The sequence below is a fragment of the Bacillus sp. AY18-3 genome (assembly GCF_008042305.1).
Taxonomy (GTDB): Bacteria; Bacillota; Bacilli; order Bacillales; family Bacillaceae_G; genus Bacillus_A; species Bacillus_A wiedmannii.
Map to the genome: position 1 here is coordinate 354,293 of NZ_QKQR01000013.1, position 12,792 is coordinate 367,084.

At 31.9% G+C, this 12,792-nt stretch carries 14 protein-coding genes; 6 read left to right on the plus strand and 8 right to left on the minus strand.

Going from position 1 to position 12,792, the window contains the following annotated elements; translation table 11 throughout:
• Positions 1 to 63 precede the first annotated feature (63 nt).
• Positions 64 to 519 (plus strand): hypothetical protein, encoded by a 456-nt coding sequence (locus DM800_RS13385; protein ID WP_147786984.1) that lies wholly within the window; start codon positions 64 to 66, stop codon positions 517 to 519.
• An 86-nt stretch (positions 520 to 605) separates the two neighbouring features.
• Here DM800_RS13385 and DM800_RS13390 read toward each other — a convergent pair whose 3' ends face one another.
• Complete coding sequence (locus DM800_RS13390; RefSeq protein ID WP_088610001.1) at positions 606 to 1,019, minus strand: hypothetical protein; 414 nt, start codon at positions 1,017 to 1,019, stop codon at positions 606 to 608.
• Between the two features lie 462 nt (positions 1,020 to 1,481).
• Between DM800_RS13390 and DM800_RS13395 the strand changes: the two genes are divergently transcribed.
• On the plus strand, positions 1,482 to 1,589 hold the full coding sequence (locus DM800_RS13395; protein ID WP_000505670.1) for a YjcZ family sporulation protein: 108 nt from the start codon (positions 1,482 to 1,484) through the stop codon (positions 1,587 to 1,589).
• 199 nt (positions 1,590 to 1,788) lie between these two features.
• Here the strand turns inward: DM800_RS13395 and DM800_RS13400 are convergent, their stop codons facing one another.
• Entirely contained in the window at positions 1,789 to 2,697 is a 909-nt protein-coding gene (locus tag DM800_RS13400; RefSeq protein WP_147786985.1) for an alpha/beta fold hydrolase, read from the minus strand.
• A 474-nt stretch (positions 2,698 to 3,171) separates the two neighbouring features.
• Between DM800_RS13400 and DM800_RS13405 the strand changes: the two genes are divergently transcribed.
• Together DM800_RS13405 and DM800_RS13410 are read left to right on the plus strand one after the other, a co-directional pair.
• On the plus strand, positions 3,172 to 3,702 hold the full coding sequence (locus DM800_RS13405; protein ID WP_147786986.1) for an RNA polymerase sigma factor SigX: 531 nt from the start codon (positions 3,172 to 3,174) through the stop codon (positions 3,700 to 3,702).
• 3 nt (positions 3,703 to 3,705) lie between these two features.
• Entirely contained in the window at positions 3,706 to 4,683 is a 978-nt protein-coding gene (locus DM800_RS13410) for a DUF4179 domain-containing protein (RefSeq protein ID WP_147786987.1), read from the plus strand.
• Between the two features lie 597 nt (positions 4,684 to 5,280).
• Here the strand turns inward: DM800_RS13410 and DM800_RS13415 are convergent.
• The 4 genes from DM800_RS13415 to DM800_RS13430 all read right to left on the minus strand — a co-directional run bounded on the left by DM800_RS13415 (position 5,281) and on the right by DM800_RS13430 (position 8,853).
• The gene (locus DM800_RS13415) at positions 5,281 to 5,880 is read right to left on the minus strand and encodes a DUF6241 domain-containing protein (RefSeq protein WP_087985683.1); all 600 of its coding nucleotides are present in this window, start codon (positions 5,878 to 5,880) and stop codon (positions 5,281 to 5,283) included.
• 154 nt (positions 5,881 to 6,034) lie between these two features.
• Positions 6,035 to 6,646 carry a DUF2812 domain-containing protein gene (locus DM800_RS13420; RefSeq protein ID WP_147786988.1) on the minus strand — a complete coding sequence of 204 codons (612 nt, stop codon included), beginning with the start codon at positions 6,644 to 6,646 and terminating at the stop codon, positions 6,035 to 6,037.
• Between the two features lie 13 nt (positions 6,647 to 6,659).
• A complete protein-coding gene (locus DM800_RS13425) occupies positions 6,660 to 6,974 on the minus strand; it encodes a PadR family transcriptional regulator (RefSeq protein WP_001078066.1) in 315 nt (104 codons plus the stop codon).
• A gap of 142 nt (positions 6,975 to 7,116) precedes the next feature.
• Positions 7,117 to 8,853 (minus strand): S-layer homology domain-containing protein, encoded by a 1,737-nt coding sequence (locus DM800_RS13430; protein ID WP_147786989.1) that lies wholly within the window; start codon positions 8,851 to 8,853, stop codon positions 7,117 to 7,119.
• Positions 8,854 to 10,003: 1,150 nt separating this feature from the next.
• Here DM800_RS13430 and DM800_RS13435 point away from each other — a divergent pair.
• The gene (locus DM800_RS13435) at positions 10,004 to 10,219 is read left to right on the plus strand and encodes a hypothetical protein (protein ID WP_243707996.1); all 216 of its coding nucleotides are present in this window, start codon (positions 10,004 to 10,006) and stop codon (positions 10,217 to 10,219) included.
• Positions 10,220 to 10,612: 393 nt separating this feature from the next.
• On the opposite strand, the gene DM800_RS13440 is transcribed toward DM800_RS13435, so the two are convergent.
• Positions 10,613 to 10,894, minus strand: a complete 282-nt coding sequence (locus tag DM800_RS13440) for an LCI fold-containing protein (RefSeq protein ID WP_000473814.1) — start codon at positions 10,892 to 10,894, stop codon at positions 10,613 to 10,615.
• 402 nt (positions 10,895 to 11,296) lie between these two features.
• Between DM800_RS13440 and DM800_RS13445 the strand changes: the two genes are divergently transcribed.
• Positions 11,297 to 11,407 (plus strand): YjcZ family sporulation protein, encoded by a 111-nt coding sequence (locus DM800_RS13445; RefSeq protein WP_000540371.1) that lies wholly within the window; start codon positions 11,297 to 11,299, stop codon positions 11,405 to 11,407.
• Positions 11,408 to 11,560: 153 nt separating this feature from the next.
• On the opposite strand, the gene DM800_RS13450 is transcribed toward DM800_RS13445, so the two are convergent.
• Complete coding sequence (locus DM800_RS13450; protein WP_147786990.1) at positions 11,561 to 12,685, minus strand: HD-GYP domain-containing protein; 1,125 nt, start codon at positions 12,683 to 12,685, stop codon at positions 11,561 to 11,563.
• Positions 12,686 to 12,792 lie beyond the last annotated feature (107 nt).

Below are 12,792 nucleotides of genomic sequence, written 5' to 3' on the forward strand. Positions count from 1 at the left end.
CTACTTACAATAACTACCTTAAATAACAGAAAATTTTTATAATTAATCATAAGGAGGGATACTATGAAAAAAATCATATCTATATGCGCTCTAACCGCTCTATCTTTCACTTTAATAGGCTGTGCAAGTACCTCAGCTACAGACAACGCTCCACAAGCTAAGCAAGAACATACACAAAATACCTTTCAATTAAACTCCGCAAACATTACAGATATTGAAATACTTAGCACAATACATAACAACGTTTCAAAATCTCAAACAGATAACGAAGAAATGATACAATCTATCGTTTCAGCAGTTCAAGAAGGAACGCCTAAAACAATTACACTAGATCAAAAAAAGCGAGAATCTGCACATTCTACTATTACCGTTACATATAAAGATGACGCAAAAGAAGAGTTTCTTGTGTGGGTTGATAATAAGGAGCAAATTACGATTGCAAAAGATGAGAAAAAAGATAAAGTTGAAGGTGTGGTAGTGAACATTAAAGATGCGAAAATGATGAAGGATTTCTTTTAAAATTCTAATATAATTGATGTTAAAAAAGAGTAGGATTACATCCTACTCTTTTTTAATCTTGTCCATTAAATAAACTTTTATAAAATCTATTTAAGATCTAATTTTGCTAAATCATGTTGTAAAACATTATTTCCTTCTTGTGGGTTAAATACTATTGCACTAAGACCAAAAACATTCGTAACAACGTCTCTATCTTTCGAACGAATGATTCTTACTTCATAAGCAAAAACTCCTGAAGGAAGAGCTGCTGAACGAAAAGTAACATATCGATTAGGTGCCAATGTTTGTGTTGAAGGGTCTACTAATGGTAACAATACCGGAGAACCCGATGACCAATCAAACATTTCAACAGTTACTGTATGAGTATCATCTGGATCAACATTCATAGCTTCCACAGTAAGAAACAACGTAGCGGAATGTCTACGTAATACACCCGTTGACAAAGTTTCATTGTGATGTTTATGGCATTTTTCAGGAGGATGACCATAGCCATAACTCATATCAATCCCCCCCTTTCATTTACAATTAAGGACAAGTATTCCTTATAATATATAATGCTAGTATTATTTTAATGAAAGGTATAAAAGCGGATTTCCATCTGTATTTTTGGATATTTTATTTTTCATTTATTCCCTCTTAAAGAATAATATAGATTCTCCTATTCTGCCCTTGAACTCTTTCTAAGAATAAAGTGAAACTTTAATCAGTGGGGGTTTTCTTCATCCCCGACTGATTATTAGTTGAACCAATCGGACTTTTATGGGCAGCCCGACCCCCACCTAACTTCTTTGCTTTCGCTAAATTTTGAGGTGGGGGGCTTACTGCCCATTAAAGCGGGATAAATAAATCTATTTTGGAAAGGACCTGCTCCATTCATTTGTAAAAGCATAAAGTAAATTGAATCCGTTAAAACACATGAGTGAACTCTTGGTTTTCCTCTCCTATTAAAAGGAGGAACTATTATGGGCTTTGGTGGTAGTTGTGGCGGCTGTGGCTTCGCTGGAGGATTTGCTTTATTAGTTGTATTGTTTATTTTATTAATCATCGTTGGAGCTGCTTGCTTCTGCTAAAAAACTATCGAAAAGACACTCATGTGAGTGTCTTTTCTTCATATGTAAAAAAAGCCCGCCTATTTCCGTAGGCGGGCCTTATCTTTATTACACAATAAGAAAGTATACTCTCTTTTCCCTTGATTTTTTATGTAATTATACATATTCATGAAAATAGAAGAAGTAAAATTGTCATTACAACATATTTTCCACTTTCAACCTAGTTATCAGTAGAATGTTTCTCTATAAAATCAAGAATTCTAGCATTAACTTCGTTAGAGAACTCACCATTAATTGCGTGAGATGCATTTTTCCAGTTCACTATATCTATATCTTTAACGTATTTTTTTCCAGTTTCAACTGCTTTTACCGAATTGTGCATTGTACTTTTTTCAGCCATTAAGGCAAGCACTGGAACATTGATATTTTTTAAGTCTTCTTTACTAAATAAATCAGGCGCTGGTGTTTTCAATTTATAGTTACGCATGCCCGACTCGATTAACTTAGCGATCGGCTCATCATCATTTGTTTCTGCTCCTCCAGAAACATAGCTTAACATCTTTTCTCTTAAAAACTTAGGTACAATAGGAACGGAAGCTGGAATAGATGCCAGAATCATCTTTATGGATATTTGTGCAAATACAAAGACTGGGTCCAATAAACTAGCCGTCGCAATATGCTTAGGGTTATATCTGGCCAAATTCATTGCTGTCCAACCTCCAATAGAGACACCCACGATATGCACTTTTTTTAAACCTAATCCTTCAATTACTTCATTTAACCATTCTGCTTGTTGTTTTTGGTTTTCAATCACCTTCGTTTGCACGCTCATTCCAGGTTCACCAAGTAAATCGATTGTGTAAACAGGCCTTTTCTCCCTTAACCCTTCTAAATTCGGTACCCACATTGGAGTAGATGCACCACGTCCAGGGAGTAAGAGTATTGGTTCCTTATGTTTATTTTCCTCTTTAGTAAAGTAATACGTACGAATTGTGCCAAATGTAGTTTCTATATCTTTCATATCGTTAGGTGTTGGAAGAAGTGCCATTGATTCATCGTAGGCAATTTGAAAGTCTTCTTTTCCTTTTTCAGATGTAAAATGACCAACCTTATTATCCTCTCTCTTCATTTGAATCCCTCCTTTCTACAAATATATGGATAAACTTTATTTATATATTCATGGGAATCATCCATTGAAAATTTATCTTCTTTAAGCCAAAACTGTCATTTAGAAAAAAGAAAAAGACACCCTAAGGTGCCTTTCTCTGACTTGAACCATCTTAATTTTAATAATATGTATTGGACATCCATCCAAATATTATTTTATTCATTGAGGTATGTAATTTACCATATAGGAGTCATCATATCAAACGTTTAGATACAATTTGGCAACAAACTAACTGTTTCCTTGTGCATGAATAGACAACTATTGCAAGAGTTATAGTTTTTATGTTTTCATTTCCCTTTTTGTATTTATCTTTTAATCAGCTGAATGCTTTTTTTAGTACATAATAAAAAAATAACCAGAAAAACTGTCACAAAATCCGCTTTTCTGGTTTCTCTATAATACAGGTATCAAATTGAGAGTGAGGTTTAAACTAATATGTTAATCATAGAAAATGAAGAAAGTCATGCTTCTGATATGCCCTTTGAAGATTTATTTAAGCAGTACTATGCTTATGCTGTGAAACAGATTATATGGATTGTTAAAGATCAATCTATTGCTGAAGAGTTAGCACAAGAAGTATTTTTACAATTATATCGTAACGATTGGAAAGTAATTGAAAACATACCTGGATGGTTGATTAAATCTTCTACTTATGTAGCTTATAACCATTTGCGATCTGAAAAAAGGCAGCAAGCGAAGATTGATAAAGAAATACAATACCATGAAGTACAAAATGTTTCATCATTAGACGATGATTGGATAAGAAAAGAAGAAATTACAAAGGTCCAAACGATACTAAATAAAATGAACGATCGAGAACGAACCCTTTTACTAATGAAATTCTCTGGTTTTCAATATAAAGAAATTGCAGAAATACTTCAAATTGAAATATCTTCTATTGGAACATTATTAATCCGAGCCAAAATGAAATTTCGCAAGATTTATAAACAAATGGAGGAGGCATAACAAATGAAATGTTATGATATCGGATTTATTCAAACATATATTGATGGAGAACTTTCTCATGATATAAGAAAGGAATTCACAAAGCACCTAGATACATGTGAAGCATGCCAAGATTTATTAGTAGAAATCAGTAAATTAAATCAATGGGAAAACGTAATGCTAGATGAAGAATCTGCAAATTCACCACAAGAAATCAAAATTGATATAGAACAAGCATGGAAAACATTTGAAAGTCGTTCCAAGTCAGACAATGTTTCTAATATAAATCACAAAAAACAACAGAAGAAGGGACTCTTTACAAACATGAGTAAAAAATCAAAACGTTTCATTTATACAGCAGTAGCTGCAACAGCACTTTTCACAACAGCAATGATTCCACAAGTACAAGTGGCGGCTACAAATGTTGCCTCATATTTTTCTGATGCAATTACAAATGATAAAGTTGTAAATGAAGGAATACAAGATGAAAATGGTGTCACACAAGATATGATGAAGAATGGTAAATATATTCCTATTGATGAAAAAATTACAGATCAAGGTATTACTGTGCACCTCAAAGAATTATATATATCAGATTTACGTATATCAGTTCATTATAGAATGGAAAAATCTGATGGAAGTTTAGTACCCTTTGAATTTGATACATCAGGATTAGAGCTCGAAAATGATGGTAAAATTAATGGGCAACAAGAGGAAAACCCTGAGATCAAAAATGAAGGAAGACTATCATTTATCGATGATTCAGATGATTATCTTCCTTTTGAACTTATGGCAGCAGGTAAAAAATTAAATGATATAGGTATTCGTGATAATGATAGACCCGAAGGTGTTTCTACATTTGTTATAGTTAATGAAGGAAGAGACGATTTTAAACAGCCCCTTACTTTAGATGTAAATATAACTAGAATTGGAAAAGTAGTTGGATCTTGGAAAGGTCAATTTCAAATTGATACTTCACATTTGATAAATAAAACTAATTAAAATGAAAAGAAGAATAGAACAATATGTATTTAATGCTCAGTTTATATGTTTTCTTGTTTTCATTACATTTATTTCTTATATAGTTTTTACTCTATCTTTTATTTATGATTTAAGTTTATAACCTTAAATCAATCATTTAAGATCATTACAAGAAAAAACTCCCTAAAAAATAAATAACCGATTCCTTAACGTATAAGGAATCGGTTATTTTGTATCTAAAATGCGTTTAAACATACAATTTTCTTTTTTTGATATGTTGGCTCCTAATACACCATTTTTTACAAAAAAGAAAAGACACCCTAAGGTGCCTTTCTCTGACTTGAACCATCTTAATTTTAATAATATGTATTAGACTCCCATCCAACTATTATTTTACCACATTAAATTGTTTTGTTTATTGAGAAATACAATAGTTTATGTATGCCGATCTTCTGTATTAGATATTTTTGTAATCCATGCAGCGATTAACAAGAGAACAAGCTATTAATTAAAGGTAAAACCACATGCTAAGCCGGTGTAACACTATCTCCGAAGCAAATACCATATTGCAGGGTAAAAGCATTGTACTTCTTATTGGTGTGCAATCCAGTTTTATTTCTATAACTCTCCATGTTTCCACTCTTTATTATGAACATCTAATCCTTCTTGACCAAAGAAATGAAGAATAAATTCTTTTTCATCACTATTAGTTTTTTTAGCTAGTTTAGCTCCCTCCATACTTTGCTTTTTTCCAGAGCGTAAATAATGAATTTCACTATAGTCTTCAACTGCAGATTCGAAATCTCCATCGTACCATTTGTTCAAAATAGATTTATATCTTTGTCTTTCATCATTATCGATAACATTTAAGTTGTTTTTTAGGTACTGAATGTTTACTTTCGTCATTTGAAATCGCCCTACATCACGGGTACCAGGAACATGAAGGTTATTCCCATTGAATGTGAGTTTTTGGAGAGACATATGTATCATTATGTCATTTATAGTTTGTTCCTTTTTAATTTCCCCAATCAACTGTGCCGCTTTAGATAATTCCTCTTTACTTACTACGTAACTATCTTTTTGTTGTTTTTGAGTGGTTTGAACTTTTTCTTCTTGTTTAGGTTTTGATTCAGTTGCAGTCTTCTCATTTGAGCTACAAGCAGCCATACTCATAAGTAATGTACCACATGCTAATGCTGTAAGTAATTTTTGTTTCATATTGTATGCCTCCGGTATGTACTAGTTATTTCAGCAAAAATGTAAGATTTCTCACCTCATGGTAGCAAACAAGTCATTTATACATTGTCATATTTTGTCGGATGAAAATAAAAAAATCCCCCTCAAAACGCCAGCTTTAAGGGGATACTTTCTATCATCTTCTCTCTTCATACAACCGATTTGCTTTATACGAGCAAACTAAATACATAACAATTGCAGCAGGGATAAACAAACATGCAAAGCCTCTCATCAGTGCAAGTGGTGTTTCAAATAAGAATGACCATAGAAATGATATACCTTGCTTATCCCATAGTCCTGGCGTAAAATATAGTTCTTTCGGATTTGCAAGTGCTCCTAAATGAATCGTGTCATTAAACATAAATAGAATTAATATCGGAATAGAGCATATAGCTAATTCTAAAAATGTTTTAGATAGACGTTTATACTTCCCTGCTCGTGACATTTGATCTGAAAAAATGTCATCTTCGCTTTCCTCATTTACCTTTTTAAAATAGTGCGTACCTGACCACCAATTACCAGCTATATGCTCCCAGCCACTATCTTCAAATAATGTACAGTAATTAATAAATTCACTTTTTCTACTAAATACCCTATGGTCTATTCTAATCGTCGCATCTTCCGGCTCTGTATATCTAAATGTATAACCAAATGTATTGCTTTCTAGTTGATAGCCTTTCCAAGCCATCTCTTCTAACCATTTTTCCTCTTTCTCAAAGTCTAAAAAGAATTTCAATCTCCACATCATCGTTTCCCCCTGACTATACGTGTAATAAACTTTTTGTAACCTCAATAATGTGCTGCATTCTCATAAAGTCTAAGTGCAATACTTCTTTCCCACGTTCCGTAATGACATACACTTTTCTTCGTTTATCTTCACTTTTTACCGATTCTATTAACCCTTGTTTTAATAAATTTTCAACCGCACCATACAATGTACCCGCTGCGATTTTTACTTGATGATTACTCAGTTCCTCCACCTTTTGCATAATTAAATATCCATGAGCTGGCTCTAATAAAGCTAAAAGAACGTAATATGTTGTTTCCGTTAATGGTAAATTTTTATCTCTATTCATAAAGACCTCCAATGTAACGATAAATATATAGCTAAAATATATAGTTCAACTGTATAGTTTAATTTTATACAGTTGAACTGTATATGTCAAATTAAGTTAAAAAAAAGCAACCTAGATCCAACATGGAATCTAGGTTGCTTTTTTACATAAACGTAATCGTCACTAAAGAATATCCTTCTTTCGCATTATACGGCTCAGCTTTATAAGAAACACGGTTTGCTCCTTGCGGATAACCGATTTCTCCAATTACTTTTTTCACGTCTTGCAATGCGCCATCCATTGATTGTTTATAAAGAATTTCAATCTTTGGTGACTTTTCGTTATAACGTTTCTGCATTTTATTTTTGAATTCATTATAGTTATTTGCAATGTATTCATTTCCTAAATAATTTAACTTTGTATCTTTTAAAATTTGCTGATATGCAGGGTTTTTCGTACTACCTGCCGCAATTTTATTTGTTAATGTACTATAATAATTTGTTGTAGCTTGCGGATAGTCCCCGCGGTTCCACTCATGATTTCTTGCGATTTGCTCATCTGATAAGTTGAAATAAGAATATGTTACGCGGCCTTGTTCATCTGGTATTGGATCATCGAATGTTGTATCAAGGTGATACCATTTGTTTTCGATTTTCACTAAGTTCCAAGCATGAGGCTGACCGTCTCCAGTTCCTACTACAAAATGATTCTCAATTCCAGCTTCGTTTAATAATTGATAGGTTAATAGTGCGTAACCTTGGCAAACCGCAGAGCGATTTACAAGTGCTTCATATGCTGTGTAAGCTTTATAAGACGTATCATAAGAAACGTGTTTTACGACATAATCATGAATCGCCTTCACTTTTTCGTGATCATCCATTCCAACTTGCGTAATAGAAGAAACGATTGCCTTTGCTTGCTTCATTACATATTCTGTTTGTTCTTTCGTTTCACGATATGTAATCTTTAACGTAAACGTATAATTTCCAGGTGATCCAGAAAGTCCATATGAAACATTCGATCTATTAAAATTCGTATACTCATTTTTACTTGCCACTTCTTTATAGGCATTAAAAAGTGTTTCCATTACTTCTTTTGTATTACTATTTGTCGTTTTGTACGGAAGTGTAATATTCGTTTCATACGTATTAATACGCTTTTGCACTTCATCTTTAAATGCTGCTAATAATGCCGCATCCCCTGTATTTTGCACCGCAACTTCTGGCTTTTTATACTTCAAAGTATTATATAAAAACTGTGCATATTGTTCACGTTTTACCGTACTGTATGGCTCAAATTTCCCTTCACCTGTACCAGAAGCAATCCCGTTTGATTGCAACGTACTAATTGCATTTTCACCCCAAAAACCACTTGGAACATCGTTAAACGTATGCTTTTGTTTCGCAGAAAGATGGAAAGCATTTGTAAGAATTTGCGCCATTTCTGCGCGGCTAACAGAATCTTTCGGTCTAAATCCACCTTTGTCATCACCTTTAAAAATCCCTAATTTCGTTAACGTTAAAACCTCTTCTGGAAACAATGTTGAACCTGAGCGAATATCTCGATACGGATTATTTAAAGTTGATCCATCTTGTAATACATAACGAGCACCGTCATTACTAAACGTACCACCTTGCTTATTCGGTACTAACACACGATAAATTAAAGCTGCAACTTGTTCTCTCGTCGCAACATCACCGAAACCAAACTTCCCATTTCCATAACCAGAAATAATGTTTTTACCCGCTAAATCTTTAATCGCCGGATACGACCAATGCGATGTAGGCACATCAGAAAAAATACTCGCCTCAGCAGCTCTCACATCACTGCCATTTGTATACAGTAAAGCACCACCAATAAGTGATAATGATGTAATTGATTTTAATAGTTTTGTGTACATAATTCCTTCTCCCAATACGTTCTCTATTTTTATATTTTGTCGAAAAATCTAAAATAATATGACAAAACATATTATACTATTAAAATTTTTTGAAGGATATATTGAATTTTAAAATATGCAAAAACTCATATTTTTATATTTTTCCGTATTAATATTATGTTGTTTTATTTATGGATATGTATAGGTAGTAACTCGTTATAACTCCCCTCATGGTAATCTCTAATTTTATATTGGAATTCTTTAAAATAACTCTTCTTTATTTCTCAATATAAGGAGTCTTGGATTTTCATTAACACTCCTGTAATATTATTAACAAAGAGTAAGGTAAGAGTTACTCTTTGCCATTTTAGAAGAGGTTCTGTTGGAGACAACAGAACCTTTTTTCATATAGAGGTAGTTTTATTAAACTTTTCACCACTAACTATAAAAAAACATCTTATAATCATAATGTAACAAATTGATGCATTTAGAGTAGATCAATTGCCAGTTACACTAGAACTTATTCTTTTCATTCTTATAGTAATCAGTGCTGTTGGCTATTTAATAAAAGAATACCGACTATCATAATCTAATTTATAAAACATAAATTCCTTCGAATAAAACTCAATATTATGTCCATAATGTCGATAGGCTGTATGCCAACATTCATTTAGTTTTCTCTGTATCTCCTTGTATTGAGCAGTTAGCCATTGCTAGCTGCTCTTTTATATGTAACCTTATTAGACAAGTTTTCATATAATGTAGTCATTCCTTTCTTATAAAGTGAAACTTTAATCATTGAGGATTTTGTTCATCCCCCAATGATTATCAGCCCTCACCAATAGGGCTTTTACGGGCAGCCCGCCCTCTACCTAACTTCTTTGCTTCCGTTGAATGTTAAGGTGGAGGTCTTACTGCCCGCAAATAGCGGGATAAATTAAACCCGTCACTTGGATTATAAAAATTGAATTATATCCTATAAATTTTTCAGAAATTATCCATATTTTATTTCTAAAAAAGTGCTTTGCTTTACTGAAAGGTGGTTGCGGAAACAACCGCCTTTTTATTTATGGCAAAATAAGATTTCTATTAAGCCTCATTACAAAGTATGTTATTACTGGTACAAGCTGGTATAATAAATACAGATCAAACATTGAAAGGAAATATGACAATGAAAAGATATTTTAACTTCATTTCACTTTTCTTAACTGTACTTGTAATAATTAATCTTACAAATATACATACAAAGTACCAATTCTTTATAGGTGCATCTATAGCACTATGTTTAACTATTATTTCTACAAATGAAATTATAAAATTCCTTGCTACTAGTAGCTTATTAGTTTACGGATTTGCAGCTCTTACTCTTTTAAGTATTGCTTGTTAACTTTCAATGTCGCTTTTTATTAAAATAGCGTTTTTATGTAATTTTAATATTGAGGCACATACGACTTTTTTGTTTATGGGTTCTTACGTAATAGTAAGAACCTTTTTTTCATGCCAATCACGATTTATTCATTTTTTTGATACATTTATGGAACATTCATACGTTACGTTGGATAAATCCTTTTTGACAGAATGAATAATGAGCTATATCTTTTTCTCAATGAATTTATGTATTTAACATGATAAAATAATAGTTGGATGGGAGTCCAATACATATTATTAAAATGTAGATGGTTCAAGTCGCAGGAAGGCACCTTTGGGTGTCTTTTTTGTGGAAAATCAGTTTAAAAACTAAAACTAAAAGAACCCCAATAAATGAGGTTCAAAAAATCTACTATTTTAAATTACCTTCGTAAAAAGCAACTCCATTTTGAACATGTTTTAAATACCACGTAATCGTCCCGCCACAAACATTTTCATTAAAACTATTAGCATATACTCCATTTGAGTAATAAAGAGTTCTTTTAAATTTACCATTAGAATACTCATAAGGAATTGAGCATGTTGCTTGCTTCGGAGAGCTCACAGCTTTTTGCGTATCAGCTGAAGCTGCCCCAATTCCTCCTGTTAATGCAATACCAGTTGCTAATGCTCCTACTACTAATTTCTTGAACATAATAAATCCCCCTTTAATAGTTTTTATAGCTTACAATTTAAATGTATCACTTTTGTAATTTATGTAAATATCTTGAATATGTAGAAATATTTATTTAACTTTTGGTAATATTAGGATTTTATTTTATCAAATGAAAAATAGAGGAGTTAGAAAATTATGTAACAATGCATAATAAATCAATCAGATATTATGATATACTCACAAAGAACTGATACAAAATTTCTTTAGATTGGAAAACTAAAGTCTTATCTACCTAACAGGAAGGCGCCTAATGGCGTCTTTTCTTTATTTTCAAAAGGACCTGCTCCATTCATTCTTTAAAACATAAAGTAAAGTGAACCCATTAAAATCCATGGAATGAACCCTAGTTTTACCCTCTTATCTAAAGGAGGCACTATTGTTATGGGATATGGTGGTAGTTGCGGCGAAGGCTGCGGTTTCGCTGGAGGATTTGCTTTATTAGTTGTATTATTTATTCTATTAATCATTATCGGATGCAGTTGTTTCTGCTAAAAAACTATTAGAAAAGGTACCTATATATAGGTACCTTTTCTTTATGTGCCTTATTCATTATCTGGTTCCAAACTTTTATCACGATTGGATTTGTTTTTTTCATTTTTCGCATTCGTCATACCTCAAATATGAATTGATTTCAGACATGAGCTTTTAACGAAAAGAATTTGGGACCATCTTTTCCCATAAAGGAAATACCTTTTTGAAAACCTCTACTATAGAAGGATCAAATTGCGTACCAGATCCCTCTATAATACGTCTATAAGCTTCTTCAGGAGATAGGGCTGAACGATATGCTCTTGAAGAAGTCATTGCATCGAATGCATCTGCTATTGCAACAATTCTTGCGCATAATGGTATTTGATTTCCTTTTAGTTTTTGAGGATAGCCCTTTCCATCCCATCTTTCATGATGAGAAAGAATTATGTCTTCACTACCTTTTATTAAAGATATATTTTTAAAAACTTCTAATCCTAATTGTGGGTGTGTCTTAATAATATTATATTCTTCTTCTGTAAGAGAAGATGCTTTCTTTAAAACTTCATCCGGAATACCTATTTTCCCTATATCATGTAATAAACAAATAAAATGAAATTGTTTTAAAGAATTATCATCATATTCATTTGTTTCTTTAGCAAGAATAGTAGCATAATTGGCTACACGTTCACTATGTCCTTTCGTATATTGATCCTTTAATTCCATTATTCTCATTATTGATAAAGCTGTTTCTTTCATTTGTTTTTCATAGGATGCTTTGATTTTTTGTACTAAAAATTTTAATGAAAGAAATACAAAAAATGACGTAACAAAAATTGTTAGAAACAATAATACTAATGATATTGGATAGTTAATGTCAAAATAATAAATAGCAATTAAAAATCTACATATCATACAAATAGATACCCATAAAAGATAATGAATACTTAAAAATAAAGGTGCAGAAATTACTAAGAAGCACTCTAAATAAGGGATATGTAAAGAAGCACCTGGATTACGTATAAACATAAGATCGTATGCCAGAAGATAAGTAATACTTACTCCAAGAAAAATGTATTTTGTAATCATTTGTTTATTCATTTTTTGTAAACACTTATTATATAAAATAAATGAAATAAAAATAAATAAAAATAGAAGTTCAAATAAAAGTTTCTGTAGTGAAAAATCCTTTCTAAGAATAAAATGTTGATAAATATTATCAAACAAAAGAATACTACAGGGAACCAATAGAAACATTTTTATCGGTTCTTTAGTTTCAATATTTTTAATACCTTTAATCATTTTACACACCGCCAAACCTTTTTTAATAAAAAAATAAGTTTATATAGATCTTATTAATAATATCCAAGAATAGATAATAGTGCAAAAAACATCATTTCTCATAACCT

Bases quoted from the DNA above. Each gene is read 5' to 3' on its own strand.
- DM800_RS13400 (WP_147786985.1), bottom strand. From the start codon at position 2,697: ATGAAGAGAGAGGATAATAAGGTTGGTCATTTTACATCTGAAAAAGGA.
- DM800_RS13385 (WP_147786984.1), top strand. From the start codon at position 64: ATGAAAAAAATCATATCTATATGCGCTCTAACCGCTCTATCTTTCACT.
- DM800_RS13420 (WP_147786988.1), bottom strand. From the start codon at position 6,646: ATGATGTGGAGATTGAAATTCTTTTTAGACTTTGAGAAAGAGGAAAAA.
- DM800_RS13405 (WP_147786986.1), top strand. From the start codon at position 3,172: ATGTTAATCATAGAAAATGAAGAAAGTCATGCTTCTGATATGCCCTTT.
- DM800_RS13425 (WP_001078066.1), bottom strand. From the start codon at position 6,974: ATGAATAGAGATAAAAATTTACCATTAACGGAAACAACATATTACGTT.
- DM800_RS13440 (WP_000473814.1), bottom strand. From the start codon at position 10,894: ATGTTCAAGAAATTAGTAGTAGGAGCATTAGCAACTGGTATTGCATTA.
- DM800_RS13390 (WP_088610001.1), bottom strand. From the start codon at position 1,019: ATGAGTTATGGCTATGGTCATCCTCCTGAAAAATGCCATAAACATCAC.
- DM800_RS13410 (WP_147786987.1), top strand. From the start codon at position 3,706: ATGAAATGTTATGATATCGGATTTATTCAAACATATATTGATGGAGAA.
- DM800_RS13445 (WP_000540371.1), top strand. From the start codon at position 11,297: ATGGGATATGGTGGTAGTTGCGGCGAAGGCTGCGGTTTCGCTGGAGGA.
- DM800_RS13430 (WP_147786989.1), bottom strand. From the start codon at position 8,853: ATGTACACAAAACTATTAAAATCAATTACATCATTATCACTTATTGGT.
- DM800_RS13450 (WP_147786990.1), bottom strand. From the start codon at position 12,685: ATGATTAAAGGTATTAAAAATATTGAAACTAAAGAACCGATAAAAATG.
- DM800_RS13435 (WP_243707996.1), top strand. From the start codon at position 10,004: ATGAAAAGATATTTTAACTTCATTTCACTTTTCTTAACTGTACTTGTA.
- DM800_RS13415 (WP_087985683.1), bottom strand. From the start codon at position 5,880: ATGAAACAAAAATTACTTACAGCATTAGCATGTGGTACATTACTTATG.
- DM800_RS13395 (WP_000505670.1), top strand. From the start codon at position 1,482: ATGGGCTTTGGTGGTAGTTGTGGCGGCTGTGGCTTCGCTGGAGGATTT.